At 66.1% G+C, this 26530-nt stretch carries 26 protein-coding genes and 1 tRNA gene; 15 read left to right on the top strand and 12 right to left on the bottom strand.

Going from position 1 to position 26530, the window contains the following annotated elements:
- Nucleotides 1-119: 119 nt before the first annotated feature.
- The gene (locus ACVWY6_RS12115) at nucleotides 120-614 is read left to right on the top strand and encodes a DUF4395 domain-containing protein (RefSeq protein ID WP_457538253.1); all 495 of its coding nucleotides are present in this window, start codon (nucleotides 120-122) and stop codon (nucleotides 612-614) included.
- Here ACVWY6_RS12115 and ACVWY6_RS12110 read toward each other — a convergent pair.
- The 5 genes from ACVWY6_RS12110 to ACVWY6_RS12090 form a co-directional block, all read right to left on the bottom strand.
- On the bottom strand, nucleotides 604-1557 hold the full coding sequence (locus ACVWY6_RS12110; protein ID WP_457538251.1) for a Ppx/GppA phosphatase family protein: 954 nt from the start codon (nucleotides 1555-1557) through the stop codon (nucleotides 604-606). The genes ACVWY6_RS12115 and ACVWY6_RS12110 overlap by 11 nt on opposite strands.
- The gene (locus ACVWY6_RS12105) at nucleotides 1554-2105 is read right to left on the bottom strand and encodes a DUF501 domain-containing protein (protein ID WP_457538249.1); all 552 of its coding nucleotides are present in this window, start codon (nucleotides 2103-2105) and stop codon (nucleotides 1554-1556) included. Before ACVWY6_RS12105 ends, ACVWY6_RS12110 begins: the two co-directional genes overlap by 4 nt.
- Nucleotides 2105-2611, bottom strand: coding sequence for an FtsB family cell division protein (locus ACVWY6_RS12100; RefSeq protein WP_457538247.1), 507 nt, complete (start codon nucleotides 2609-2611; stop codon nucleotides 2105-2107). The genes ACVWY6_RS12105 and ACVWY6_RS12100 overlap by 1 nt, the downstream gene beginning before the upstream one ends.
- Nucleotides 2612-2718: 107 nt before the next feature.
- Nucleotides 2719-4005: a phosphopyruvate hydratase gene (gene eno / locus ACVWY6_RS12095; protein ID WP_457538245.1), complete on the bottom strand. Its 1287-nt coding sequence runs from the start codon at nucleotides 4003-4005 to the stop codon at nucleotides 2719-2721.
- Nucleotides 4006-4158: 153 nt separating this feature from the next.
- On the bottom strand, nucleotides 4159-4848 hold the full coding sequence (locus ACVWY6_RS12090) for a lytic transglycosylase domain-containing protein (protein ID WP_235189686.1): 690 nt from the start codon (nucleotides 4846-4848) through the stop codon (nucleotides 4159-4161).
- Nucleotides 4849-5199: 351 nt separating this feature from the next.
- Between ACVWY6_RS12090 and efeU the strand changes: the two genes are divergently transcribed.
- The 3 genes from efeU (at nucleotide 5200) to efeB (ending at nucleotide 8705) form a co-directional block, all read left to right on the top strand.
- Nucleotides 5200-6093, top strand: a complete 894-nt coding sequence (gene efeU / locus ACVWY6_RS12085) for an iron uptake transporter permease EfeU (protein ID WP_116915874.1) — start codon at nucleotides 5200-5202, stop codon at nucleotides 6091-6093.
- 84 nt (nucleotides 6094-6177) lie between these two features.
- A complete protein-coding gene (gene efeO, locus ACVWY6_RS12080) occupies nucleotides 6178-7359 on the top strand; it encodes an iron uptake system protein EfeO (RefSeq protein ID WP_023962951.1) in 1182 nt (393 codons plus the stop codon).
- On the top strand, nucleotides 7359-8705 hold the full coding sequence (gene efeB, locus ACVWY6_RS12075) for an iron uptake transporter deferrochelatase/peroxidase subunit (RefSeq protein ID WP_457538243.1): 1347 nt from the start codon (nucleotides 7359-7361) through the stop codon (nucleotides 8703-8705). The genes efeO and efeB overlap by 1 nt, the downstream gene beginning before the upstream one ends.
- 76 nt (nucleotides 8706-8781) lie before the next feature.
- Here efeB and ACVWY6_RS12070 read toward each other — a convergent pair whose 3' ends face one another.
- Both ACVWY6_RS12070 and mfd read right to left on the bottom strand, forming a co-directional pair.
- Nucleotides 8782-9432 carry a MazG family protein gene (locus ACVWY6_RS12070; RefSeq protein WP_457538242.1) on the bottom strand — a complete coding sequence of 217 codons (651 nt, stop codon included), beginning with the start codon at nucleotides 9430-9432 and terminating at the stop codon, nucleotides 8782-8784.
- Entirely contained in the window at nucleotides 9429-13022 is a 3594-nt protein-coding gene (gene mfd / locus ACVWY6_RS12065) for a transcription-repair coupling factor (protein ID WP_457538602.1), read from the bottom strand. The genes ACVWY6_RS12070 and mfd overlap by 4 nt, the downstream gene beginning before the upstream one ends.
- 181 nt (nucleotides 13023-13203) lie before the next feature.
- Between mfd and ACVWY6_RS12060 the strand changes: the two genes are divergently transcribed.
- Genes ACVWY6_RS12060 through ACVWY6_RS12050 form a run of 3 tightly spaced genes read left to right on the top strand, consistent with a single transcriptional unit; the run spans nucleotide 13204 to nucleotide 15449 of the window.
- The gene (locus ACVWY6_RS12060) at nucleotides 13204-14097 is read left to right on the top strand and encodes an oxidoreductase (protein ID WP_317713103.1); all 894 of its coding nucleotides are present in this window, start codon (nucleotides 13204-13206) and stop codon (nucleotides 14095-14097) included.
- Nucleotides 14094-14618: a GNAT family N-acetyltransferase gene (locus tag ACVWY6_RS12055; protein ID WP_116915877.1), complete on the top strand. Its 525-nt coding sequence runs from the start codon at nucleotides 14094-14096 to the stop codon at nucleotides 14616-14618. Before ACVWY6_RS12060 ends, ACVWY6_RS12055 begins: the two co-directional genes overlap by 4 nt.
- 48 nt (nucleotides 14619-14666) lie before the next feature.
- Nucleotides 14667-15449 carry a dioxygenase family protein gene (locus ACVWY6_RS12050; protein ID WP_317713105.1) on the top strand — a complete coding sequence of 261 codons (783 nt, stop codon included), beginning with the start codon at nucleotides 14667-14669 and terminating at the stop codon, nucleotides 15447-15449.
- 28 nt (nucleotides 15450-15477) lie between these two features.
- Here the strand turns inward: ACVWY6_RS12050 and ACVWY6_RS12045 are convergent, their stop codons facing one another.
- The 3 genes from ACVWY6_RS12045 to ACVWY6_RS12035 form a co-directional block, all read right to left on the bottom strand.
- Nucleotides 15478-16149, bottom strand: coding sequence for a TetR family transcriptional regulator (locus tag ACVWY6_RS12045; protein WP_457538600.1), 672 nt, complete (start codon nucleotides 16147-16149; stop codon nucleotides 15478-15480).
- A gap of 24 nt (nucleotides 16150-16173) precedes the next feature.
- A tRNA-Gln gene (locus ACVWY6_RS12040) sits at nucleotides 16174-16245 on the bottom strand.
- 63 nt (nucleotides 16246-16308) lie between these two features.
- Nucleotides 16309-17118 carry an SDR family oxidoreductase gene (locus ACVWY6_RS12035; protein WP_457538598.1) on the bottom strand — a complete coding sequence of 270 codons (810 nt, stop codon included), beginning with the start codon at nucleotides 17116-17118 and terminating at the stop codon, nucleotides 16309-16311.
- Nucleotides 17119-17218: 100 nt separating this feature from the next.
- Between ACVWY6_RS12035 and glmU the strand changes: the two genes are divergently transcribed.
- From glmU to arsC, 3 genes are read left to right on the top strand one after another with little or no spacing between them, the layout of a single operon-like run.
- The gene (glmU, locus tag ACVWY6_RS12030) at nucleotides 17219-18721 is read left to right on the top strand and encodes a bifunctional UDP-N-acetylglucosamine diphosphorylase/glucosamine-1-phosphate N-acetyltransferase GlmU (protein WP_457538241.1); all 1503 of its coding nucleotides are present in this window, start codon (nucleotides 17219-17221) and stop codon (nucleotides 18719-18721) included.
- On the top strand, nucleotides 18718-19698 hold the full coding sequence (locus ACVWY6_RS12025; RefSeq protein WP_023962927.1) for a ribose-phosphate diphosphokinase: 981 nt from the start codon (nucleotides 18718-18720) through the stop codon (nucleotides 19696-19698). Before glmU ends, ACVWY6_RS12025 begins: the two co-directional genes overlap by 4 nt.
- A gap of 8 nt (nucleotides 19699-19706) precedes the next feature.
- Nucleotides 19707-20045 (top strand): arsenate reductase (glutaredoxin), encoded by a 339-nt coding sequence (gene arsC / locus ACVWY6_RS12020; protein WP_062800567.1) that lies wholly within the window; start codon nucleotides 19707-19709, stop codon nucleotides 20043-20045.
- Nucleotides 20046-20061: 16 nt separating this feature from the next.
- Here the strand turns inward: arsC and ACVWY6_RS12015 are convergent, their stop codons facing one another.
- Complete coding sequence (locus ACVWY6_RS12015; RefSeq protein WP_457538239.1) at nucleotides 20062-20541, bottom strand: limonene-1,2-epoxide hydrolase family protein; 480 nt, start codon at nucleotides 20539-20541, stop codon at nucleotides 20062-20064.
- 255 nt (nucleotides 20542-20796) lie between these two features.
- On the opposite strand from ACVWY6_RS12015, the gene ACVWY6_RS12010 reads away from it, so the two are divergent.
- Nucleotides 20797-21432: a 50S ribosomal protein L25/general stress protein Ctc gene (locus ACVWY6_RS12010; protein ID WP_457538237.1), complete on the top strand. Its 636-nt coding sequence runs from the start codon at nucleotides 20797-20799 to the stop codon at nucleotides 21430-21432.
- Here the strand turns inward: ACVWY6_RS12010 and ACVWY6_RS12005 are convergent, their stop codons facing one another.
- Nucleotides 21433-22371 (bottom strand): DMT family transporter, encoded by a 939-nt coding sequence (locus ACVWY6_RS12005; RefSeq protein WP_457538235.1) that lies wholly within the window; start codon nucleotides 22369-22371, stop codon nucleotides 21433-21435.
- Nucleotides 22372-22435: 64 nt separating this feature from the next.
- Between ACVWY6_RS12005 and ACVWY6_RS12000 the strand changes: the two genes are divergently transcribed.
- From ACVWY6_RS12000 to ACVWY6_RS11985, 4 genes are all read left to right on the top strand, one after another.
- The gene (locus ACVWY6_RS12000; protein WP_062800561.1) at nucleotides 22436-23041 is read left to right on the top strand and encodes a TetR/AcrR family transcriptional regulator; all 606 of its coding nucleotides are present in this window, start codon (nucleotides 22436-22438) and stop codon (nucleotides 23039-23041) included.
- Between the two features lie 25 nt (nucleotides 23042-23066).
- The gene (pth, locus tag ACVWY6_RS11995; protein ID WP_030170753.1) at nucleotides 23067-23657 is read left to right on the top strand and encodes an aminoacyl-tRNA hydrolase; all 591 of its coding nucleotides are present in this window, start codon (nucleotides 23067-23069) and stop codon (nucleotides 23655-23657) included.
- 119 nt (nucleotides 23658-23776) lie between these two features.
- The gene (locus ACVWY6_RS11990; protein ID WP_023962911.1) at nucleotides 23777-24793 is read left to right on the top strand and encodes a beta-ketoacyl-ACP synthase III; all 1017 of its coding nucleotides are present in this window, start codon (nucleotides 23777-23779) and stop codon (nucleotides 24791-24793) included.
- A gap of 128 nt (nucleotides 24794-24921) precedes the next feature.
- A complete protein-coding gene (locus ACVWY6_RS11985) occupies nucleotides 24922-26523 on the top strand; it encodes a peptide chain release factor 3 (protein ID WP_033335613.1) in 1602 nt (533 codons plus the stop codon).
- Nucleotides 26524-26530: the final 7 nt, after the last annotated feature.

Genomic DNA, 26530 nt, shown 5'->3' with positions numbered 1-26530 from the left:
TGGTGGGTTCGGGCGGGCGTCTGACCAGGTCACGCCCACCAGAACCCACCAATTCGGGGTTTCGGGCGGGGTGAGTCCAATGGTGGGCGATCGGGTGATGGGTCCGTAGCCTGTTCTCTGTGCTGACTTTTCCCAATCCGGTCAATGACTACGCTGCCCGATCCACCGCTGGGCTGGTCGTGGTCCTGGCCGTCGTCGCCGTCGCGGTGAACAACCCCGTCGTCTACGCGCTGTTGGCGATCGGGTTCGCCTTACGTGTCGCGTCCGGCCCGACTCTGTCACCGTTCGGTCAGTTGTCCGTGCGGGTGATCGTGCCGTATCTGATCAAGAGGACAAAGCTGGTCCCCGGGCCACCCAAACGATTCGCCCAGACCATCGGGCTTGTCGTCAGCGGCGCGGCGTTGATCCTGTCGCTTCTCGGACTCGGGCTTGCCGCGCAGATCGTCACCGGCATTCTCATCGTCGCAGCCCTGCTCGAATCGGCGCTCGGATTCTGCCTCGGATGCACCATCTTCGGCTTCCTGCAACGCCGCGGCGTCATCCCCGAGAGTGTCTGCGAGGCGTGCAACAACATCTCGCTCCGGCGACCCGCCGGTGAACAGGTCAGCTCTTAGCGAGGAGCGACAACGCGATTCCGTCGAGGATGTCGTGCTCGGAGACGACCATCTCCCGGATCGGGCTCTGTTCGGCGATCACCCGGGCCAGTTCCAGTGTCACCAGTGACCCGCCACCGATGACGTCGACCCGGCCCTCGTGCATCGGCCCCAGAGCGGCCCGCTCGGCGCGCGGCATCCCGATCAGATCCCAGCAGACACGGGCGAGGTCGTCGAAGCCCACTCGGGACAGATGGATGATCTCCGGGTTGTACTCGGGCAAACCCGAAGCCAGGGCGGCAAGGGTGGTCATCGTGCCCGCGACACCGACGAAGGTGCGCGCACCGGCCACCGATACGTGCGTAAACGCTTCTGCCAGAAGCTCTTTGATGACCTTCTGGGCCTCGTCGATCTCGGATTTCGTGGGCGGGTCGCTGTGCAGGCACCGTTCGGTCAACCGCACGCAACCGACGTTCGCCGAGTACGCGGCATGCACTCCCTGCTCGTCGCCGACGACCACCTCGGTGGAACCGCCACCGAGGTCGACGACAACAAATGGACCCTGTGCCGGATCGAGATCGCCCACAGCCCCTGCGAACGACAATCGGGCTTCCTCGTCGCCCGTGATCACCTCGGCCACACCGCCCGGAACCACCTCGCCGAGCAGTTCCCGGGTCATCGCGAAGAAGTCATCCCGGTTCGCCGCGTCACGCGTGGCCGAGGTGGCGACCATCCGCACAGCGCTCACGCCATGCGCCTTCATCACATCCACGTACTCGGCCAGAGCCTGCCGCGTGCGCTCGATGGCTTCGGCGGCGAATGAGCCCGTCGCGTCGACCCCTTGGCCCAGACGGACAACACGCATCTCGCGGTAGAGGTCCACGAGACCGCCATCGCCGCCGCGCGCCACCAGCAGGCGGATGGAATTGGTGCCGCAGTCGACCGCGGCGACAACCTGGGTCATCCCGGGGTGTCCCCTGCCGGCGTCCGCGGCCAATCCGCCGGTACTGCGGTGCCTCGCAGGCCGGCGTCTGCGGCAAGGGAGACCGCCTCGTCGCCGAGAGGGTTCACCCCCGGACCCTTCGCGAGCGAGTGCGCGATGAGGACGTGCAGGCATTTGACGCGCTGCGGCATCCCGCCGCCGGTGAAGTCTGTGCCGAGCGGTTCGATGGCATCACGCTCGGCGAGATAGGACTCGTGCGCTCGCCGGTAGTGCTCGGCCAACTCCGGATCCTCGGCGAGACGCGTGGTCATGTCACGCATCACCCCGGCCGACTCCTGACGGCTGGCCTCGGCTGTGAGCCGCGGGTCGGTGAGGTAGTACAGCGTGGGGAACGGCGTGCCGTCGGGCAGTCGCGGCGCCGTCTTGACCACGGCGGGCCGGCCGTCGGGGGTGCGGTAGCTGATCTCCAGCACCCCGCGCGGCACGCGGCCGAGCTGCTCGGCAACGGCGCCCAGATCCTCCTGCGAGACAGCCGAATCCGCTTCTGGCCCCTGTTCGGACTCGGCCATCAATTTTCGGCACCCGAGATCGAGTTGTACAGGCTCGTGTACCAAGGGTTGGCCGCCACCCGCTCGGCTTCACGTTCTTCGTCTGTCTTCTCCGGAGGAACCGGGTACTGCATCAGCAGCGGCTTCTCCCCCGGCATCACGAACTGCAAACGCTCGCGGGCTTGCGCTTCGATGTAGGCCGGGTCGTTCTGCTCGGCCACCTTCTCTTCGTACTCCTGCACCTGCACCTGCAGCTGAGCGTTGCTGGCGCGGAGTTCGTCGAACTCGGTCTGCTGCGAGAAATACGTCCGCATGGGCACCGCCAAGGTCAGCGCCAGAAGACTCAGAACCGCCGCGAGTACCACTGCCCGCTTCGGGTTGATGTTCTCCCAACGCGAGGAGAGTGCCGACGCGGTACGAGGGAATGCCGTCGACGATGCCGCGGATTGCCTATTCGCGCTCCGGGAACGGGCGGGCCCAGGACTGGGCGCAGCTCGTGACCCGGAGCGCGACGGCCCGTGCTTCACGTCGGCCGAGGTCCGTCTCCGGTTCCCGCGGGGTGCATCGGAGCCGCCCCGCCTCCGGTTTCGTCTCTCGGCCATCATCATCGATCCATCAACCCGTTTTGTACCGATCAGCCTTCGAAGGAGAACCGCGGGAAGGCGAGGTCACCGGCGTACCGGGCGGCGTCGCCGAGGCCTTCTTCGATGCGGAGCAGCTGGTTGTATTTCGCGACGCGCTCGCTGCGGGCGGGAGCGCCGGTCTTGATCTGGCCACAGCTGCACGCCACTGCCAGATCCGCGATGGTGGTGTCCTCGGTCTCGCCGGAACGGTGGCTCATCATCGACTTGTAGCCGTTGTTGTGTGCCAGCGCGACAGCGTCGAGGGTCTCGGTCAGGGTGCCGATCTGGTTCACCTTCACCAGCAGTGCGTTGGCCGCGCCGCGGTTGATGCCGTCTTCGAGGCGCTCGGGGTTGGTGACGAAGAGGTCGTCGCCGACCAACTGGACCTTGTCGCCGATCGATTCGGTGAGGGCGACCCAGCCGTCCCAGTCATCCTCGGACAGGGGGTCCTCGATGGAGACCATCGGGAACTCGGTGATCAGTGCCGCATAAAAGTCGGCCATCTCGGCAGCAGTGTGGGTCTTGCCCTCGAAGGCGTAACCCGTTCCCTCGGTGTGGAACTCGGTGGCCGCCACGTCCAGGGCCAGAGCCACATCGGTGCCGAGCTTGAGGCCCGTATTGCCGATGGCCTCGCTGATGAGCTCCAGAGCCGCGCGGGTTCCGGCCACGTCGGGGGCGAAGCCGCCCTCGTCGCCCAGCCCGGTGGCAAGGCCCTTGGCCTTGAGCACGGACTTGAGGGAGTGGTACACCTCGGCGCCCCAGCGCAGCGACTCCTTGAACGTCGCTGCACCGATAGGCGCGACCATGAATTCCTGAACATCGACGCCGGTGTCGGCGTGTGCGCCGCCGTTGAGGATGTTCATCATCGGCACGGGGAGGATGTGGGCGTTCGGTCCGCCGAGGTAGCGGAACAGCGGCAGACCGGCAGACTCGGCGGCGCCCTTGGCCACGGCAAGCGACACTCCGAGCAACGCGTTGGCGCCCAGTCGCGACTTGTCCGGCGTGCCGTCCAGGTCCAGCAGCGCCTGGTCGACGAGACGCTGATCGTCTGCCTCGATGCCGATCACAGCGGGAGCGATCTCCCCGAGGACGGCCTCGACCGCTTTGGTGACACCCTTGCCGCCGTAGCGGTCGCCGCCGTCGCGCAGCTCGACTGCCTCGTGCTCACCGGTCGATGCGCCGGAAGGCACCGCAGCGCGGGTGAAGGTGCCGTCGTCCAGTACCACCTCCACCTCGACTGTGGGATTGCCCCGCGAGTCGAGAATCTCGCGCGCTCCGACCTGATCGATGCTGGCCACGGCATATCTCCTTCGAGTTGGGATGTCACTCCACGTTCAGCGCACGCACCATCGCGGGTGCGGCGAGTATCGCTACAAAGACTAGTGCCCAACCCCTCGCCATACCGACTTGACTCACCGACCGGGAGGGTTGGAAATCGAGACGGCGGGGAATCAGTAGGCGACGTTGACCGAATAGGCGTTGGCGTGGTCGCGGACATCGAGTACGTACTGCATCGAGTTGTTGTAGACCTTGACCGCGTTCTCCCAACCCTCGGGCGTGGTCATGTCGCCGCCGGACACGCAGAGGTAGCGCGCCGCAGACAGCGCGGCGTCGTCGATGTTGTCCATGTCGGCACGCCCATCACCGTTGGCGTCGACCCCGAAGCGTTCCCACGTGGTGGGGATGAACTGGAAAGGCCCCATCGCGCGGTCGAGCTGGTCGTCTCCGTCGAGCACGCCGCCGTCGGTGTCGTTGATGGTCGCGTTGCCCTGCGTCCCGTCGAGAGGAACACCACGGATCTCCGGGGACACGTCCCCGTTCGCGGCGATGTCGGCTCCGCGATAGCGCCCGTGTTTGCTCTCGACCCCGGCGATCCCGGCGAGAGTGGTCCAGGTGATGCCGCACTCGGGGTGTTGCTGGCGCTGGATCTCCGCGGCATTGCCGTACGCCTCCAGTGCCACCAACGGGATCCGGGTCTGCTCGGAGATGGGAGTCGCCCAGTCGCGCAGCAGTTCTGCCGTGCGTCCAGGGGTGTTAATGTCGATGTAGGGAACGGGCGCACCCGGATTGGGCGGGATGCCCTCCGGGATGGCGACCTTCGATTTCGACGGCAGATCGAGGCAGCCCGCGGTCAGGAACATCGCCGAGGCGATGGCCGTGACAGCCACTGTCCGTCCGGCAGTCGACCGCACACCGATTCGGAATCCTCGCCGCCGCGAAGGCACCACCGTCATCCTCACTTCCGTCCTCGTCAACCGCTCACCGGTCACTCACCCACTGTGCCCGACACATCTCCGGCGACAGGGCAACGAATCGCCGATGCCCCGGCACCCGCCCCGGCCACTATGCCCGATATGTCCGTATTCGCAGGTAACGCGCATGGACACCCAGCCAACCAACTCTCGGGAGCCGCTCGGAGTTCCTGCAATCTGGCTGTACGATCGCCGAATTAGGCAACGCGACCCTAATCTGACGCACGAGGAGTCCGCACCGTGAACCTGGCTGACACCGGCTCGGCACCATCGGTGGGGACACAGCTGTTCGGCAGTGGGCTGATCGGTCTACGTGAGGGCCTCGAAGCCGGGATCGTCGTGATGATCCTCGTCGCGTTCCTCGTGAAGTCCGACCGCCGCGACGCCCTGAAATGGGTGTGGCTCGGGGTGGGCGCCGCGGTCGCCATGGTGCTGATCATCTTCGCGGCCATCCACTACGGCACCTCCACCCTCACCGGACTCACCGCTGAAGCGATCGCGGGAGTGACGTCACTGGCCGCAGTGGTCATCGTGACGTTCATGGTGCTGTGGATGAAGAAGGCCGCGGCGTCGATCTCCGGTGAACTCAGGCAGTCGATGACCCGGGCCCTCGAAGTGGGGGCCGGCGCGGTTGTCCTGCTGTCGTTCCTGGCCGTCGGTCGCGAGGGCGTCGAGACCGCCCTCCTGATGGTCGGGTACGCGGAGAACACATCGGGAAGCAACTGGCCCCTGATCGGCCTGATCATCGGCGTGGTCGGGGCGGTGGCGCTGACCGTCCTCCTGTACCAGGGCACCGTCCGGATCAACTTCCAGAAGTTCTTCACCTACACCGGCGCGTTCCTGGTGTTCGTGGCCGCCGGGATGCTCGCCTATGCGATCCGTGCACTGCAAACCGTCAACTGGATCCCGGGATTGTCGAACATCGCCTTCGACATCACCGACCACTACGACCAGACGTCCTGGTACGGCACGGTTCTGGCCGGCATCTTCAACTTCCGGCCCGATCCCACCGTGCTCCAGGTGGTCGGCTGGGCGGCCTACCTCGTCATCGTCATGACCGCGTTCCTGTGGCCGACAAGGCGCAAGGATCCCGCCACTCCCCCGGCACCGACCCCCACCTCGGCCACCGTCTGATCGACGCCCGGCCTCCTCGCGCCACCCAAGAAAGGCAGCACCCCCTTGAAGAATCCCACCCGAGCCACGAAAGTCGTTGCACTCATGTGCGCGGCTGTCGCCGGCCCCGTGTTCCTCGCGGCATGCACCGACAAGTCGGAGCCGTCCGAAGGTGACATCGCGGTGACCTCCACCGATGAGAGCTGCGACCTCGCGGCCACCGACGCCCAGACCGGCGACGTGTCGTTCAACGTGACGAACAACGGCAACAAGATCACCGAGTTCTACGTGTACGGCAACAACAATCGGGTGCTCGGCGAGGTCGAGAACATCGGTCCCGGTCTGACCGGAAAGCTGACGGTCGAGATCGTCGAACCCGGCACGTACGAGACGGCATGCAAACCGGGCATGGTGGGCACCGGTATCCGCAAGCAACTCGAGGTCACCGGGGAGACGAAGGAAAAGGCCAAGGCCCCGGCCGACGTCGAACAGGCCAAGGCCAGCTACCTCGACTACGTGCGCGGGCAGGTCAACGGATTCGCCGCGCAGACCGCCACCTTCGTCGAGGCCGTGAAGTCCGGTGACCTGGAGGCCGCGAAGGCGCAGTTCGGCCTCACCCGCACATTCTTCGAGCGGATCGAGCCGGTTGCCGAGTCGTTCCCCGACCTCGACCCCGCAATCGACATGCGGTGGGATGACACCGAAGACGGCGCCCAGCCGTTCACCGGTTTCCACCGTCTCGAGCGTTTCCTGTGGCCGCCGCAGCAGTCCGATGTGGGCGAGAACCCCGGCGATGTGACCCAGGCCGACTTCGACAACGCCCAGAAGACAGACAACAAGACCGAGGCAGACAAGGCCGCGGACGAACTGCTGGCAAACGTGAACGAGCTCAAGACCGAGGTCGACAAGCCCGACTTCACCTTCGAGACAGGCTCTTTCGTCAAGGGTCCGCAAGCGCTCATCGATGAGGTCGCGGCCACGAAGGTCGGGGGCGAGGAAGATCGTTACAGCCATACCGACCTGTGGGATTTCGCAGCCAACGTCGATGGTTCCGAGACGTTGATCGCTGCGATGCAGCCCATCATCGCCGCCAAGAATCCCGAACTGATGGACAAGATCACGGCACAGTTCGCCACCGTCCGGCAGTCCGTGGAGCAGTACCGCGAAGGTGACGGATACAAGTCGTACGACCAAGTGCCCGAAGAAGCGCGCAAGGCGTTCTCCGACCAGATCGATGCGCTGTCGCAGAGCCTGAGCCTGGTTCCGGGGCTTGTGATGGGTCAGTAGTGGACGGACCCGACGACAAGCGGGCCGCCGACAAGCCGGCCGACACCCCGTCCGAGCAGCCCCGACACCATTCCGGCGTGACCCGCCGGGTGGTGCTGGGTGCTGCCGGCGTGGGTGCGGTCGCAGCTGCGGCCGTCGGCGGCGCTGCGGTGGGACGGTCCACCGCAGCCGAATCGCAGGCCGACGCCAACGCCCACATCGTCCCGTTCTACGGCGAACGGCAGGCCGGCATCATCACCGAGGCCCAGGACCGCCTGCACTTCGCCTCGTTCGACGTGATCACCGACTCCCGAGAAGAGCTCGTGGACATGCTGCGGCGCTGGACCACCGCGGCCGAGCGGATGACCCGAGGTCTCGACACCGTCGAAGGCGGTGCACTCGACATGGGCGACTACACACCCCCGGCCGACACCGGCGAGGCCATCGGCCTGTCCGCTGCATCGTTGACGCTCACCATCGGCTTCGGGCCCGGACTGTTCGGACCGAGCGCGTCCAATCCCGCCGGGGTGGACCGCTTCGGCATCGCCGACCGCAAACCCGCTGCGCTGGTTGACCTCCCACCCTTTGTCGCCGATGCCATCGAGCGCACTCGCAGCTTCGGCGACATCGCAGTGCAGGCCTGCTCGAACGATCCACAGGTGGCGGTACACGCAATCCGGAACCTGGCGAGGATGGGGTTCGGCGTGGTCAGTGTGCGGTGGTCGCAGCTCGGGTTCGGTCGCACGTCGTCGACCACCACATCGCAGGCGACACCGCGGAACATGTTCGGTTTCAAGGACGGAACAGCCAACATCAAGGCCACCGACACCAAGGCGCTCGACGAGCACGTCTGGGTGGCCGAGAGCGACAACCCCGCCGGCGCACAGTGGATGACCGGCGGGTCGTACCTGGTGGCCCGGCGCATCCGGATGGACATCGAACCGTGGGACCGGGCGATGCTCCTGGAACAGGAACAGATCGTCGGACGCTTCAAAGGCAACGGCGCCCCTCTGGGCAAAGTAGACGAGTTCGACGAACCCGACTTCGCTATCGGCGACGGCACCGGACCGCTCATCGCCCGCAATGCCCATGTGCGCCTGGCACATCCGAACAACCTGGACGGCGTGCGGATCCTGCGCCGCGGCTACAACTTCACCGACGGTTCAGACGGTTTCGGACACCTCGACGCCGGTCTGTTCTTCATCGCCTACTGCCGCGACGCGCACAAGCAGTTCGTCCCCATGCAGCGTGCGCTCTCCACCAAGGACGCGATGATGGAGTATCTGATGCACACCGGCAGTGCACTGTTCGCCTGCCCACCCGGGGTCAACGAGGGCGAATACTGGGGTCAGAGCCTCTTCGAATAACCCAGCCCCTCCGGAAATGGTGGGTTCGGGCGAGTGAATCCGCAGGTCGGGCTCACCCTAACCCACCAAAATCGGGCTATCGGGGGAGGTTGGTGCGCCAGAACTCCGGTGTTCTCGGCCCGGGCCCTGCGGCCTCGGCAACGCGGATGTCGGCCATGAACTGCAGAACCGCTGCGCGCAGGGCGTCCTCGACACTCGGCCCGTCGGCAACCACCCGGACAGAACGTACTGCGTCGGGAACGAGGTCGTCCGGAAAACCGGCAGCGGCAAGACGTTCGAGTACCTTCTGCGCCAACGCCAGGGCCGGCTGACCGGTGGCGATGCCGTCGAGTACCGATCCCCTGGCCTTCTCCGCCGCCTTCCGGGTCTCCCATTCCTCGAGTTGGGTCTGCAGGTCGATGTCGCTCCCGCTGAGCACACCCTGGGTGCGAGCCGAGATCTTCGTGGTGAAAGCTCGTGCCACATCATCGATGTCGAAGGGGTCACCGGACCGGTCGGCCGCGATCCGGGCGTGGAAGAGCACCTGCAGCAGGATGTCGCCCAATTCCTCGAGCAGGTGGTCGCGGTCGCCGGAATCGATGGCGTCGAGCAGTTCGTAGGTCTCTTCGACGAGGTACCGGCGCAGCGACTCATGCGTCTGCTCCCGCTCCCACGGGCCGTCGCGACGCAGTCGGTCCATCAGCTCGACGGCCGCGAGAAGTTCCCAGCCGCTGGGCCGTTCGGTCACGTGCCACCTGCCGTGCCAGCCGCCGAAGGAACGGCCGCACGCATGTTGACCGAGCCCGGGGTGCGACCGTCGACAACCAGCAGGAGGTCTGCGACCACCTGCACCAACTCGACGTCGCGGACCCGGTCGCTGCCGATGCCGCCGGTACGTGGGATGGGCAGGCCGACCACGCCGGTGGTCGCGCGATAGACCACGCTCGGGTAGATCCGCTTTAGTCGGACCTGTTGAGAATCCATGAGTTTGAGCGGCGCGATCTTGATCTGGCTGCCGGCCACACCCACCTCTTTGACCCCGAGTTCGCGCGCCAGCATCCGCAACTTGGCCACCGACACCAGCCGTGCGACCTCTTCGGGTAGCGGACCGTAACGGTCGACCAGTTCGTCCACCACCCCGCCGATCTCCTCGGCCGAGTCCGCGGCGGCGAACTTGCGGTATGCCTCCAGGCGCAACCGGTCCGAATCGACGTAATCGACCGGGATGTGCGCATCCACCGGCAGATCGATTCGCACCTCGCGGTCTTCCTCGGTCGCGATCGGCCGGCCGTCCGCGGCCGCACGGTAGGCCTCCACCGCCTCGCCGACGAGTCGCACGTAGAGGTCGAACCCGACCCCCGCGACGTGGCCGGACTGTTCGGCACCCAAAACGTTTCCGGCGCCACGCAATTCGAGGTCCTTGAGGGCGACGGCCATGCCGGCGCCCAATTCGTTGTTCTGCGCGATGGTCGACAACCGCTCGTAGGCAGTCTCGGTGAGCGGCTTGTCGCCGTTGTACAGGAAATACGCGTAACCGCGTTCGCGGCTGCGACCGACGCGGCCACGCAACTGGTGCAGCTGCGACAGTCCGAGCACTTCCGCGCGGTCGACGATGAGGGTGTTCGCATTCGAGATGTCGAGACCGGTCTCGATGATGGTGGTACACACCAGGACGTCGTATTCGCGGTCCCAGAAACCCGTGACCGTGCGCTCGAGAAGGTCCTCGCCCATCTGGCCGTGTGCCACCACGACCCTCGCCTCAGGCACCATCTCCTTGATGGACGCCGCGGTCTTGTCGATGGTGCTCACCCGGTTGTGCACGTAGAACACCTGACCATCACGCAGCAACTCACGCCGGATCGCGGCCGCAACCTGCTTCGCTTGATAGGCACCGACATACGTGAGAACCGGGTGCCGTTCCTCGGGCGGGGTCAGGATGGTCGACATCTCGCGGATACCGGCCATCGACATCTCCAGCGTTCGCGGAATCGGCGTGGCCGACATGGTCAGCACGTCCACGTGGGTACGCAGCGCCTTGATGTGTTCCTTGTGCTCGACGCCGAAGCGCTGTTCTTCGTCGACCACGACCAGGCCGAGGTCCTTCCACCGCACACCGGAGGCCAGCAATCGGTGGGTGCCGACCACGATGTCGATGCTGCCATCGGCCAGTCCGTCGGTGACCTTGCGCGATTCGCGGGTGTCGGTGAAACGCGACAAGCCGGCCACCGTGACCGGGAACCCGGACATGCGTTCGGTGAACGTCTGCAGATGTTGTTGCGCGAGAATGGTTGTGGGCACCAGCACCGCAACCTGCTTGCCACTCTGCACGGCCTTGAACGCCGCGCGGACCGCGATCTCGGTCTTGCCGTAGCCCACGTCACCGACCACCACACGGTCCATCGGGACGGGCCGCTCCATGTCGCCTTTGACCTCGCCGATCACGGTGAGCTGATCGATGGTCTCGGTGAACCCGAAGGCGTCTTCCATCTCCCGCTGCCACGGGGTGTCGGGTGCAAACGCGTATCCGGGCGCGGCGTGCCGGGCGGCATACAGCTGCACCAGTTCGCCGGCGATCTCGCGAACAGCTTTGCGCGCCTTGCGTTTGGTGTTCTGCCAGTCCGACCCACCGAGCTTCGAGAGCGAGGGCGCCTCACCGCCGACGTACCGCGACAGCTGATCGAGCGAGTCCATCGGGACGAACAGTCTGTCGCCGGGATGACCACGCTTGCTCGGTGCGTATTCGATGACCAGGTATTCGCGGCGCGCGCCGCCGATCGTTCGCTCGATCATCTCGACGAACTTGCCGATGCCGTGCTGATCGTGCACCACCATGTCGCCGGCGTTCAATGCCAGTGGGTCGACCTGGTTGCGGCGCTTGGCCGGAAGTCGTCGCCCGTCCTGGGCGCCGGTCACCCGCGCACCGGTGAGGTCGGCTTCGGTGGCGACCACCAGGCCCGCATCGGGCAGCACCAGTCCCGAGGTCAGCGCGCCTCGCAGCACCGACACCACGCCGGGCTCGGGAACGGAGCCGGGTTCGGCCAGCCGCGCCGCCACCTCGGCCTCGCCCAGTCGTTCCACCAGGCGCTCGGCTGTTCCGGCGCCGGCGGCGACCACAGCGGCGCGGTTACCTGCGCCGATGTGTAGACGCAGGGAGGCAAAGGTTTTCGTGAGTTCGTCGCGGTCTCCGCGCGGTGCGGGCCCGGGCGTGACCGCGAGTTCGGTGCCCATTCCCATCGGACTCAACGTCCACCACGGCCGTTCGGCCTCGACGGTTTGCGTGTGGACCTCACCGAGTGACCGGTATGCGCTGGCCTCCAGGTGCAGGATGCCTCCCAGGTCGATCGGGGCGTCGGCCCCGCCACCGGCAGCAGTCCACGACGCCTCGAGGAACTCGGCGCCGGTGCGGGCGAGATCCGAGGCGCGGGTACGAACCTTCTCGGGATCCAGGACCAACACGTGCGTGCCCGCCGGCATCACCTCGGTGAGCAGTTGCATCTGCCCTGGGACAAGTGCGGGGATCAGCGCTTCCATGCCCTCGGTCGCGATCCCGTCGGAGAGCTTGGTGAGCATCTCCACCAGCGGACCGGTCGAACTACGCTCGACATCGTTGCCGGTCCCGGCTATCTCGCCTGCCAGCTCTGCCGCACGAGTCCGGACCCCGGTGGTCAGCAGCAGTTCCCGGCACGGATGGATGTGGACGAGCTTCATGTCCACCTCGGGCTGACTGCGCTGGTCGGCAACCGAGAAGGCACGCTGCTCGGTGATCTCGTCGCCCCAGAACTCCACGCGCACCGGGTAATCGGTGGTGGTCGGGAACACGTCCAGAATGCCGCCGCGCACCGCGAACTCGCCTCGTTTGCCGACCATGTCGACACGGGCGTAGGCGAGTTCGGCCAGTTTCTCGATCAATGCATCGAAGTCGACCTCCGCTCCCTCACGCAGGGTGATCGCGTCGAGGTCGCCGAGTCCCGGGGCCATCGGTTGCACCAGCGAACGCACGGTGGTGACCACCACGCTCAGCGGGGGGCCGTAGCTGCTGTCCTCGGGATGCCGGAGGCGATGCAGCACTCGCAGCCGCTGGCCGACCGTGTCAGCCGACGGCGACAACCGCTCATGCGGCAGCGTCTCCCACGACGGGAAGTTGCTGACCCTCTTGCCGATCATGTCCCGCAGCTGGGCCGTGAGCTCATCGGCTTCGCGTCCGGTCGCCGCGACGACGAGCACGGGATCCGGGGAGGCCGCGGCCATGGCCGAGATCAGGAACGGCCGGGCGGCGGGTGGGCCCACCAGCTCCAATTCCGGGGCTCCCAGCTGGGCCACCACTCCGGTCAGGGCCACGTCCGACGCCGCGATCTGCGCCAAACCCGACAGCTGTCCCGTGAAAAATGCAGCAGAGGGCCCAGTCACACGAACAGTTTACGGGTGCGAACAAGGGCCGCCGGGCCGGGACCGTCGTGGACCGGAACGAAACCCGGGCAACAGCCTCGTCGCCGGAGACCGGGCAGTTACGCTAGGCCGCATGAAAACCCGCTGGTCGGTGGCCAACCTGCCACGTATGGACGGCAAGCGTGTTGTCGTCACCGGTGCCACGAACGGCATCGGATGGGAAACCGCGCGTGGACTGGCGCGTGTCGGGGCCCATGTGGTGCTGGCGGTACGCGATCTCGATCGCGGCAAGGAGCGTGCCGAGCAGATCGCCGACGAGACCAGCGGCGCCCGCACCGAGGTCGTCGAACTCGATGTCGCCGATCTGTCCTCCGTTCGTCGATGCGCTGACGGTCTCGGACCGCTCGACATCCTCGTCAACAATGCGGGCGTGATGGCGTCGGAGCGGCGGACCACCGTCGACGGGTTCGAGATGGCGCTCGGAACCAACTTCCTCGGACCGTTCGCGTTCACCAACCTCTTGCTGCCCCAGATCGCCGAGCGCGTCGTGATCGTCGGATCCACGTCGCACAAGACCGGTGAGATCAACCTGGACGACCCACATTTCGAGCGCCGCACGTGGACACGCCCCACGTCGTACTCCCAGTCCAAATTGGCCGACATGTTGTGGGCGCTCGAACTCGATCGTCGATTGCGCAAGGCTGGTTCGACGATCACCACTGCCATTGCTCACCCGGGGTGGGCCACCACCGGCATCCTCGGGGTCACCGGGATCGCACCTCTGGACAAGGTGATCGAGGCCGCCGGCGCTGTGCTCGCCAATACGCCAGAACAGGGCGCGGCCGTCACGCTGTACGCGATGAATCCCGATGTGCCCTCGGGGGCGTATGTCGGACCCGACGGTCGATTCGGCCTGCGCGGCGATCCGGTTCTGGTCGGGCGCACCCCGAAGGCCTGCGACTTCCGGACAGCCGGCCTGCTGTGGGAGTTCGCAGAGCGCGAGACCGGCACGGAGTTCGGTCTGTGAGTGTGTTGATCCGACCGGCCACCGCGCCGGATTGTGTTGCGGTGGCCGACATCTACCGCCACTACGTCGAGAACACGGTGATCACGTTCGACTACGACTCGCCGTCCGCAGCCGACTGGAAGGCCAAGCGTGCGGATCTGAACGCCCAGCGGATGCCGTTTGTCGTCGCCTCGGACGAGACCGGCGCGGTGGTCGGGTTCGCGTACGTGGCGCAGTATCGCGTCAAACAGGCATACGCCTGGACGGTGGAGAACACCATCTATCTCAGCCCCGACCACACCGGGAAGGGCTATGGAACCGCGTTGATGAACGGGCTTCTCGACGCGGTGCGATCGACGTCGATCCGACGGATCGTCGCGGTGATCGCCGACGTGCCCGGTACGGGCTCCATCGCACTGCACACCAAGGCCGGTTTCTACGACGTCGGCAGGTTGCGGCGGATCGGCTACAAACACGGCGCGTGGGTCGATTGCGTGCAGATGCAGCTGGACGTGAACGAATCGGACGATCCGCCTACCTGAATACCCAGCACCGGGATTAAACGGACCGCGGTCCGCGTTGATAGTGTCATGTCTGTGTCGCGCATGCCCGCCTTGTTCCTCAGCCACGGTGCGCCGCCGTTGGTGGATGACACCCGATGGGTCTCCGAACTCCGTGCGTGGTCCGGCGATCTGCCCCGGCCGTCGGCGATCCTGATCGTCTCGGCGCACTGGGAGTCCGCTCCGCTGACCATCGGTTCGACCGATCCCACCGTGCCGCTGACCTACGACTTCGGCGGTTTCCCCGAGCGCTACTACCGCGCGCGCTACGACGCACCCGGGGCCGTCGACCTCGCCGCCCAGGTCGCCGCGTTGATGCCCGACGGACAAGCAGTCCACCACGACACTGACCGCCGACTCGACCACGGCGCCTATGTGCCGTTGACCGTGATGTACCCGGAGGCGCAGATCCCGGTCTTGCAGGTGTCGCTGCCGACACTCGACCCCGAGAAGTTGCTCGACCTCGGCCGGCGACTGCGCCCGTTGCGCGACCAGGGCGTCCTCATCATCGGGTCCGGGTTCACCACACACGGGCTGCCGTTCCTGCGTGACCCACGCCCCGACGCCCCTGCACCCACCTGGTCGAAGGAGTACGACAGTTGGGCCGCAGAACGATTCGCCGCGGGAGACGTGGAGTCACTGGTGCGTTTTCGGACCGAGGCGCCGGGCATGCCGTACGCCCATCCGACGGTCGAGCACTGGTCGCCGCTGTTCGTGGCACTGGGCGCGAGCGACGACCCGGAGCAGCAGGGTCAGCAGATCATCGACGGATTCTGGATGGGCCTGAGCAAACGGAGCCTGCAGCTGAGCTGACGAGTCGGTCCTCGACAGCAGCCTGGGGCTACCCCTTGTCGGTGTAGTCCGGACCGACGAGATGTGGGTCGGATTCCAAGTGCGACAACCCGTTCCAGCAGAGGTTCACCAGGTGGGCGGCCACCACCTCCTTGGACGGCTCACGGACGTCGAGCCACCACTGAGCGGTCACGGTCACCATTCCCACGAGGGCCTGTGCGTACAGCGGCGCCAGTGCCGGGTCGCGGTCGCGGCGCTGAAAATCACTGGCCAGAAGGTGTTCGACCTGGCTGATGGCGTCGGTCAGCAAGCTCGAGTACTTACCGGTCTCGCCCGCTGTGGGGGTACCGCGCACCAGGATCCGGAACCCCTCGGTGCGGTCTTCCATATAGGTCAGCAAGGCCAAGGCCACCTGCTGGATCCGGAACCTCGACCGGTTCTGGGTGAGCGAGGACGTGATCATCCCCAACAGGGTTTCCATCTCGCGGTCCACCACCACGGCGTAGAGACCCTCTTTGCCGCCGAAATGTTCATACACAACAGGTTTGGAGACGCCTGCGCGCTGAGCGATCTCCTCGACAGAGGTCGAGTCGAAACCGCGCTCGGCGAACAGCCCACGGGCCACCTCGATCAGCTGGTGGCGCCGCTGTGTTCCCGTCATGCGGGCTCGCGGGGCGCGTTGCACCTTCTCTTCGTGTGCGGTGGGACGGTCGACAGTCACCTCGGTCCCTCCTGTCACTCGTTGCTCCGCCACCAGGACTCGAACCTAGAATGCCTGAACCAAAATCAGGAGTGTTGCCGATTACACCATGGCGGATTGCGCTCACGATTGTGCCACGCGTCCGGACCCCGAGCGCAACAGGTCCGGACTGCGCACAGCTCAGTCCTTGGGGCCGCCTGCGACGTAGATCACCTGTCCGGACACGAAACCGGCACCTTCGCTGACGAAGAACGAGGCCGTGTGGGCGATGTCATCGGGCACACCCGTCCGCGCGACCGGGATCTGCGAAGCAGCGGCCTTCTTGAAGTCCTCGAAGGGAACGCCGACGCGTTCGGCCGTGGCCGCGGTCATCTCGGTCTCGATGAATCCGGGGGCGATGGCATTGGCGGTGACGCCGAACTTGCCCAGCTCGATGGCCAGGGTCTTGGTGAAGCCCTGCATGCCTGCCTTGGCGGCCGAGTAGTTGACCTGGCCACGGTTGCCTTGGGCCGAGGTGCTCGAGAGGTTCACGATCCGGCCGAACTTGGCGCCGACCATGTGCTGCTGCACCGCACGCGACATCAGGAAAGCACCGCGCAAGTGCACGTTCATGACCGCGTCCCAGTCCGAGACGGGCATCTTGAAGAGCAGGTTGTCACGGGTGATGCCGGCGTTGTTGATCAGGACGGTCGGGGCACCGAGTTCGTTCGCGACTCGTTCGACCGCGGCGGCCACCGAGTCCTCGTCGGAGACATCGGCGCCCACGGCCAGCGCTTTGCCACCGGCGTCGGTGATCGCCTTGACGGTGTCGGCACAACTGCCCTCGTCGAGGTCCAGCACTGCCACCGCCAGGCCGTCGGAGGCCAGACGCTTGGCCACCGCCGCGCCGATGCCGCGGGCCGCTCCGGTCACGATCGCCGTTCTCTGTTCGCTCACAAACAACTCCTTGTCGAAGAAACCTGATTCGTCCACCCGGCCGGCCCGAACCATCACTGCGCTGCCCGGTCGATACTCACCCAGTTGTATCAAGACCCCTCCGAAGGTGCGTAGGATCGGGCCGTTCCCCCGCTTCCAACCGCATGGGAGTTCTATGTCCGCGGCCCCCGCATCCGCGCCTTCGTCGTCCGGACCGACCGCAGTTCTGGTTCTCGCCGCAGGCGCAGGCACCCGGATGAAGTCCGCGACCCCGAAAGTCCTGCACACCATCGCCGGCCGCACGCTGCTGTCCCACGCGCTGCACGCCGCAGACGACATCGCTCCCGACCACCTGGTGGTCGTCGTCGGCCACGACCGCGCCCGGGTCGAGACCGCGTGCTCGGAGATCGCCACCACGTTGGGCCGCCAGGTGGTGACGGCGGTGCAGGAGCAGCAGAACGGCACCGGTGACGCCGTGCGCGCCGGTCTGTCGGCGTTGCCCGACGGCTTCGACGGCACCGTGCTGGTGACCGCGGCGGATGTCCCCCTGCTCGACGGACCGACACTTCATGCGCTGATCAGCGACCACACCGCGTCGCCCCGTGCCGCGGTGACAGTGCTCACGTCCACAGCCGAAGACCCCACCGGGTACGGCCGGGTTCTGCGAACCCAGGACGGTGCGGTCACGGCGATCGTCGAACAGAAGGACGCCACGGAGCAGCAACGGGAGATCACCGAGGTCAACTCGGGCGTCTACGCGTTCGACGCGCAGACCCTGATGGGGGCCCTGGCCGAGTTGTCGCCCGACAACGCACAGCACGAGCTGTACCTCACCGATGTCATCGAGATCGCCAACCGGCACTCGAAAGTGGTGCGCGCCAAGCACATCGACGACGCCGCCCTGGTCGCCGGCTGCAACGACAGGCTGCAACTGTCCACCCTGGGCGCCGAACTCAATCGCCGGGTCCTCGCCCGCCACATGCTGGCCGGCGTCACGATCATCGATCCGGGCACCACCTGGATCGACGTCGATGTGACGATCGAGCCCGACGTCACCATCGCGCCCGGCACCCAACTGCTCGGAACCACCGACGTCGCGACCGGGGCGCAGATCGGGCCCGACAGCACCCTTGCGAACGTCACCGTGGGGGCCGGCGCCTCGATCGTCCGAACCCACGCGACCGACGCGGTGGTGGGCGCCGACACCCAGGTCGGTCCCTTCGCCTACCTGCGACCCGGCAGCGTGCTGGGCGACGGCGGCAAGATCGGGACCTTTGTCGAGACCAAGAACGCCGACATCGGGCCCGGCGCCAAGGTGCCCCACCTGACCTATGTGGGCGACGCCACCATCGGCGAGGGCACCAACATCGGCGCCTCGAGCGTCTTCGTGAACTACGACGGTGTGAACAAGAACCGGACTGTCGTCGGCTCACACTGCCGCACCGGGTCCGACACGATGTTCGTCGCACCGGTCAACGTCGGTGATGGCGCCTACACCGGAGCGGGTACCGTCTTGACGCAGGATGTGCCCGCGGGCGCCTTGGCGATCTCCGGTGGCAAACAACGAAACATCGACGGTTGGGTGCAAGCCAAACGGCCCGGCACGCCCGCAGCCCGGGCGGCTGCCGACGCACTCACCGTCGCCGATCACGTGCAACAAGAAAGTGAAGATCAGTGACCTGGACCACCACAGACAACCAGAAGAGCCTCATGCTGTTCTCTGGTCGTGCACATCCCGAGCTGGCCGACGCGGTCGCCCGGGAACTCGACATCAAGGTCACCCCGCAAACCGCCAGAGACTTCGCCAACGGTGAGATCTTCGTGCGTTTCGAGGAGTCGGTCCGTGGCTCAGATGCTTTTGTGCTCCAGAGCTGCCCGTATCCCCTGAACAAGCACCTGATGGAACAGCTGATCATGATCGACGCCCTCAAGCGTGGGTCGGCCAAGCGCATCACCGCCATCCTGCCGTTCTACCCGTATGCGCGTCAGGACAAGAAACATCGTGGGCGCGAACCCATTTCGGCTCGTCTGGTGGCCGATCTGCTGAAGACCGCGGGCGCCGACCGCATCATCACGGTCGACCTGCACACCGACCAGATCCAAGGGTTCTTCGACGGACCGGTCGACCACATGCACGCGCAGGGTCAGCTGTCGGAGTACGTCAAGAACAAGTACGGCACCAAACACATCACGGTGGTCTCCCCCGACTCCGGACGTGTCCGCGTCGCCGAGAAGTGGGCCGACTCGCTCGACGGTGCGCCGCTGGCCTTCATCCACAAGACACGCGACCCCCTGGTGCCCAACCAGGTGAAGTCCAACCGTGTGGTCGGTGACGTCTCGGGACGCACCTGCGTGCTGATCGACGACATGATCGACACCGGCGGCACCATCGCCGGCGCGGTCCAGGTCCTCAAGGACGCCGGCGCAGGCGACGTGATCATCGCGACCACACACGGCGTCTTCTCCGACCCCGCTGCCGAGCGACTCGCCAACTGCGGAGCCCGTGAGGTCATCGCCACCGACACGTTGCCGATCGGGCCGGAAAAGCAGTTCGACAGCCTCACCGTGCTGTCGATCGCGCCGCTGCTGGGCCGCACCATCCGTGAGGTGTTCGAAAACGGTTCGGTGACAAGCCTGTTCAACGGAAGCGCATAGGCACTCCGGTGGCGACCATCTACCACAACCCCAAGTGCTCGACGTCGCGCAAGGCATTGCAGCGGATGCGCGACGGCGGGGTCGAGCCGACGATCGTCAAATATCTGGAGACACCGCCGAGCCGTGTCGCCCTGGAGAAGATGATCGCCGACGCCGGCATCGAGGTCCGTCAGGCAGTTCGCAAGCGCGAGTCCCTGTACACCGAACTCGATCTCGCCGACGCGACCGACGACGAGTTGCTCGACGCGATGGCCACCAACCCGATCCTCATCGAGCGGCCGTTCGTGGTGACCGACAAGGGCACGCGACTCGCGCGTCCGGTCGAATCGATCGACGACATCCTCTGAGAAGAGGGCCGGCCGCCTAACCGCCGAACGGCGCGATGGCGGTCAGGGTGGGCTTCGGCAGCGGTCGCTGCACACGCGGCACGGCGATGGCGGCCAGGCCGCGAAGTACGCCCTTTGTCATGTCGAAGAAGTCGAAGTAGTCGCGCCAGACGGTGATCAGGCCATCCGCGATCTCGAACCGGCCACAGACCCAGAACTGCATCGAGAACCTGCCGAAGGTGAGTTCGTCGATGCGTTCGGTCAGCACCACGGGACCGTCGGTGGTGACGTTGATGAACTGCACGCCGAAGCCCGCGCGAGGGTTCTCCATCACCTTGAAGAGCTTGGCGACGCGGGACTTGCCGCGGACCGTCGAGACGCCCACGTTGGTGTAGTCGATGTCGGGGTGAACCAGCTCCATCGCGGCGCCGAGGTCGCCGAGGGCGAGCAGTTCGAGGAACGACCGGGCGATCTCCGCCTCAGATCTGTCGGTCTCTGTGTCGAAATCGTCTGTCATACCGGCGACGCTACCCGCCGGTGGCGCGGCGTGGTCGCCGAAGTCGGCGAGCCGGTCACAGCGCCGCCCATCAGCGCGAATCGGAGCCACGGCACGGGTGCGGTATAGTCTGACCCGTTGTCTCGGCGAGGGTGATCTCGATTGTCACCGTGATCGGCGCGGCGTGGTTCTCCCCTACGGGTGCACTGTGGCTGTCTGTCGATGTTGTCGTGACCCACAGACCCACCACCCGTAACACCGAGGAGAACACCCATCATGGCCACTGCCAATCAGGCCAGCAATCTGAGCGTTTCGATCCGCACCGAGAGCGGCAAGGGCGCAGCCCGTCGTACCCGTCGCGCAGGCAACGTGCCCGCCGTGCTCTACGGCCACGGCACCGAGCCCAGGCACCTCACCATCCCGGCCCGTGAGTTCGCCGCGATCCTGCGTAACAACGGTCTCAATGCCGTCATCGACCTCGACATCGAGGGCGAGACCCAGCTGGCACTGACCAAGCAGGTCGACGTGCACCCGATCCGCAACTACATCGAGCACGCCGACCTCGTCGTGATCAACCGCGGCGAGAAGGTCACCGTCGAGGTCGCGATCGTTGTCGAGGGCGACGCCGCCCCCGGCAACCTGGTCACCCAGGACGCCAGTGTCATCGAGATCGAGGCCGACGTGCTGTCGATCCCCGAGCAGATCGTCGTGTCGGTCGAGGGCAAGGAAGCCGGATACTCGATCAGCGCGGCCGAGCTCGACCTGCCCGAGGGCGTCACGCTGATCTCCGATCCCGAGACGCTGATCATCGCCGTCAACGAGGCTCAGAAGGCCGAGACCGAATCGGACACCGACGCTTCCGAGCCGGCCGAGACCGATTCCGCCGCCGAGGGCGACTCCGCCGGCGAGTAGTCAGCGCCGCAAGGATTCCGCCGTCTCCGGCCCGCGCACTTCGGTGTCGCGGGCCGGAGTCGTCTGCGGCGCCGGTCTCGACGACGCGCCTGCCGACGTTCCCAGCAGCTTGATGGTCACTCCCGCCGCGCTGACCACGACGCCGGCCACCTCCCACACCCCGAGCTGATCGCCGAACATCGGCCAGGCGATCACCATGGTGGTGGGCGGCACGAGCAGCAGCAGGGTGCTCAGGTGCATCGGTCCGGCCTCTCGATTGACCCACAGGTAGGCACCCCAGCCGCCGAACGTCGCAAAGACAACGGCCCATCCCAGCGACCACGCGAAGTCGAACGTCATCGGCGGAATCACCTCCCCGACAGCCACATTCACAGCCCAGAAGATGACCGCACCCACAACGCACTGCACGGCCAGGGCGGCCGCCATCGGCTCGGGCGGCCGCAGTCGCCGCTCGGTGAGTGTGGCCGCGACCAGGGCGAGCATCCCGAACGTGCACAGCAGGTAAGCCCACCAGGGAACGCCGCCGGCGTGCATCTTGCCCCCGACCACAAGTCCGACACCCGCGATGCCGACGGCCAGGCCCAGCCACTCACGGGCTCCTATCCGCTGACCGAGCACGGGCACCGCACACGCCGCCACCACCAACGGCTGCAGTGAACAGATCAATGCGGTGATGCCGGGACTCAGCCCCGCGCCCACCGAGGCGCTGATTGCCCCCAGGTACAGACCCTGCATCACGATCGCCAGGCCCACCTGTCGCATCACGCCTGCGCGGGTGATGCGCAGCCGCCTCACCACACAGAATCCGATCAGCAGGATGGCAGCAACCGCGAACCGGCAGCTGAGCAGCATGTGCCAGGAGGAATAGCGGGCGGCGAGCTCTGCTCCGAGATAACCCGAGCTCCATGTGAGCACCAGAACCGTCGAGGCTTTGATCATGGCGACAGGTAAACACACCGGTCGGTATACTTGCAGTGTACCGAGCCACCGACCGAGGAGATCCATGACCGTTCCCGCTGTCCTCGACGTACCGACCGAGGCGCCCATGACCCCGGCAGCCGAGCGAATCCTCGACGCCGCGGGGACCTTGTTCTACACCCACGGCATCCGAGCGGTCGGTGTCGACTCGATCGCCGAGGCCGCCGGCACCACCAAGAAGACGATCTACGACCGGTTCGGATCCAAGGACGGGCTGATCGTCGCTTATCTACATCGCCGAAGTCTGCGGTGGCGCAGCCTCGTGCTCGACTTCATCCGTCCCCTTCCGGTGGGGCGCGCACAGGCCCTGGCCGTGTTCGACGCCACCGACGAATGGATGGCGTCGTGGGTGCGCGGCTGCGGCTTCATCAATGCGTACGCCGAACTCGGCGGAACCGACCATCCCGGCGTCGAGATCATCGTCGAGGAGAAGGCGTGGGTGCGTGACCTGTTCGCGCACACATGTACCGCAGCCGGCTATCCGCAGCCCGATTTCCTCGCCGGGCAGTTGACGCTCTTGCACGAGGGCAGCATCGTCGCCCGGACCGCGGGGGCACAGGACGATGCATCACGGGTTGCGAAGCTGACCGCGCAGGTGCTGCTGGACGCTCCGGTGGGCGAACCGTCGTGATGGGCACGGATGACAGAATGAGCGCGTGACCGAGAGCATCGTGATTGTCGGCCTGGGCAATCCGGGCACCCGCTACGAGAAGACCCGCCACAACGTCGGGGCGATGGCGGTACAACACCTCGCGCACAAGCTCGGCGAAAAGTTCAAGGTACACAAGAAGTCCGGGGCCCAGATCGCGGTCGGACGGTTGGCAGGCACTCCCGTTGTCCTGGCCGTCCCGACGTGTTTCATGAACGAATCGGGCCGCCAGGTCGGGCCGTTGGCGTCGTTCTATTCCGCAGGTCCGCAGTTCTCGGGACCACACACACTCGTGGTGGTCCACGACGAATTGGACATCGACTTCGGAGCGGTCCGCCTGAAGCAGGGTGGCGGCGAAGGGGGCCACAACGGCCTTCGCTCCATCTCGCAGGCCGTGGGCAGCAAGGACTACCTCCGGGTCCGGCTCGGAGTGGGCCGACCTCCCGGTCGTCAGGATCCCGCCGACTTCGTCCTCAAGCCGTTCTCGACGTCCGAACGCACCGAGGTGCCACTGCTGCTGGAGAACGCGTCCGACGCGATCGAATTGCTGATCTCGAACACCCTGGAAGACGCTCAGAACCGCGTGCACGCGTGGTGAGCTGACAACCGCGCCGTCGCGCCGGAGAAGCTCGATTTGTGAGGTGGCACTCGCTAGCCTGTTACAAGCTTCGCCGGCCGACCGATACATCGAAGAAGCCGCAATGAAAAGAGGAACGCATGCCTGTCATCGCTGACAAAACCGGGATCAACAACGTCGGGATTCTCGGCATCGGCGCCTATCGGCCGGATCGCGTGGTCACCAACGCAGAGATCTGCGAGAAGATCGACTCCAGCGATGAATGGATCTACACCCGCACCGGAATCAAGACCCGGCGGTTCTGCGGGCCGGACGAGAACGTCACCACGATGGCCATCGATTCCGGACGCAAGGCCATTGCCAATGCGCTGCTGAGCGGTTCGGACATCGACGCCGTCATCGTCGCCACCAACACCCACCTGCTGCTCACCCCCGGTGCCGGCACCGCGGTCGCCACCGCGCTCGGCGCCAACGGGGTGCCCGCTTTCGACGTCACCGTCGGATGCGCCGGATTCGGCTACGCGATGGGGATCGGCGCCGACATGATCCGCGGAGGCAGTGCCACCAACGTTCTTGTCATCGGATCCGAGCAGCTGTCGATCGCGCTCGACATGACCGATCGCGGCAACTGCTTCATCTTCGGTGACGGCGCCGGCGCCGTTGTCCTCGGAGCCACCGAAACCCAGGGCGTCGGCCCGGTCATCTGGGGCAGCGACGGTTCGCAGTACGACGCGATCCGCCAGGACATCGACTGGCTCGAGTTCATCGAAGGCGACCGCAAACAGCGCCCCTACCTGCGGATGGAGGGCACCAGCGTCTTCCGCTGGGCGGCATTCGAGATGGGCAAGGCAGCTCAGCGGGCGCTGGACGCCGCAAAGATCGACGCGCAGGAACTCGACGTCTTCGTCCCACACCAGGCGAACGCACGGATCAACGACCTGCTGGCCCGCGGCCTCAAACTCCGCGACGACGCTGTTGTCGCCGGCGACATCGAGACCACCGGCAACACCTCTGCCGCCTCGATCCCGCTGGCCATGGAGGACCTGCTGTCCAACGGCAAGGCCAAGCCAGGCGATACCGCACTGCTGCTCGGTTACGGCGCCGGCCTCAGCTACGCCGCGCAGGTCGTCACCCTCCCGCCGGTCCCGTTCGAGTAGCACCTCCACCGAGCGGGCCGCTTGGCGGTGGCGGCGATTGGTACCCGAACGCGCTGGTCTGTAGCCTTTTCTGAGTGAGTTCCGACCCGACCGCTACACCTGCCGAAACCCCTACCGCCAACAAGGCCGTGGTGGCCCGCGAGGTGGCCCGCCGTCGCACATTCGCGATCATCTCGCACCCGGATGCCGGTAAGTCGACGATGACCGAGGCGCTGGCCCTGCATGCGCGGATGATCAGCGAAGCGGGCGCCATCCACGGCAAAGCCGGCAGGCGCTCGACCGTGTCGGACTGGATGGAGATGGAGAAGGCTCGCGGTATCTCCGTGAGCTCGACCGCGTTGCAGTTCAACTACCGCCTCGACAAGACCAGCAGCGGTGTCGACGAGGTCAATGTGATCAACCTCGTCGACACGCCCGGTCACGCCGACTTCTCCGAGGACACCTACCGGGTGCTCACGGCCGTCGATGCCGCCGTGATGCTCATCGATGCGGCCAAGGGACTCGAGCCACAGACCCTCAAGCTGTTCCAGGTGTGTCGCCACCGCGGCATTCCCATCATCACCATCGTCAACAAGTGGGACCGGCCGGGACGCACTCCCCTGGAGCTGATCGACGAGATCAGCGACCGCATCGGCCTGACCCCCACCCCCCTGTACTTCCCCGTCGGCATCGCCGGAGACTTCCGCGGATTGCTCGACCGGCGGACCGGCAAGTACATCCACTTCACCCGCACCGCCGGTGGCGCGACGATCGCACCCGAAGAGCTCATCGAACCCGAGGATGCACTCGCTCGCGAGGAGGACGACTGGACCACCGCGGTCGAGGAGAGCGAACTGCTCTCGGAGATGGGCCAGGACCATGACCAGGAGATGTTCCTGGCCGGCCAGACGTCGCCGATGATCTTCGCCTCCGCTGTGCTCAATTTCGGTGTACGCCAACTGCTTCAGGCCCTGATCGAGTTGGCACCGCCGCCCACGGGCCGCGAGGCGATCGATCACACGGTCCGCGAGGTCACCGACGCGTTCAGCGCCGTGGTCTTCAAGGTGCAGGCGGGCATGGATTCCTCGCATCGAGATCGACTGGCCTACATGCGCATCGTCTCTGGAGAGTTCGAGCGGGGCATGGTGGTCACCCACGCTCAAACCGGGAAACCGTTTGCCACCAAGTACGCCCAAGCCGTGTTCGGCCGAGACCGCTCGACGGTGGACACCGCTTACCCCGGCGACGTGGTGGGTTTGGTCAATGCCATGGCGCTGGCCCCCGGCGACACCCTCTACTCGGGTCCGAAGGTTCAATTCCCGCCCATCCCCTCCTTTGCCCCCGAACACTTCTCGGTGTGCCGTGCCGAATCGGCAGGCAAGTACAAGCAGTTCCGCAAGGCCATCGACCAGCTCGACTCCGAAGGTGTTGTGCAGGTGCTGCGCAACGATATTCGCGGCGATGCCTCCCCGGTGCTCGCCGCTGTCGGTCCGATGCAGTTCGAGGTCGTGACGGCGCGGATGAAGACCGAGTTCGGGGTCGAGACGAGCTTCCAGGGCCTGCCTTACCAGTTGGCCCGTCGGACCGACGCCGAGAGCGTGGACGAACTGAACCGGCAGCGAGGGGTGGAGGTGTTCACCCGCAGTGACGGGGCACTCCTGGCTCTCGTCAGCGACAAGTGGCGGCTGCAGTACATCGAGAAGGAACACGGCGACCTGACTCTCGAACCCCTGGTGGCGGCGGCAGATTGATGCGGTC

It is taken from the genome of Williamsia sp. R60, assembly GCF_054063855.1.
Note: the sequence above shows the minus strand (reverse complement) of the source record. Positions and strands in the feature narration are given on the sequence as shown.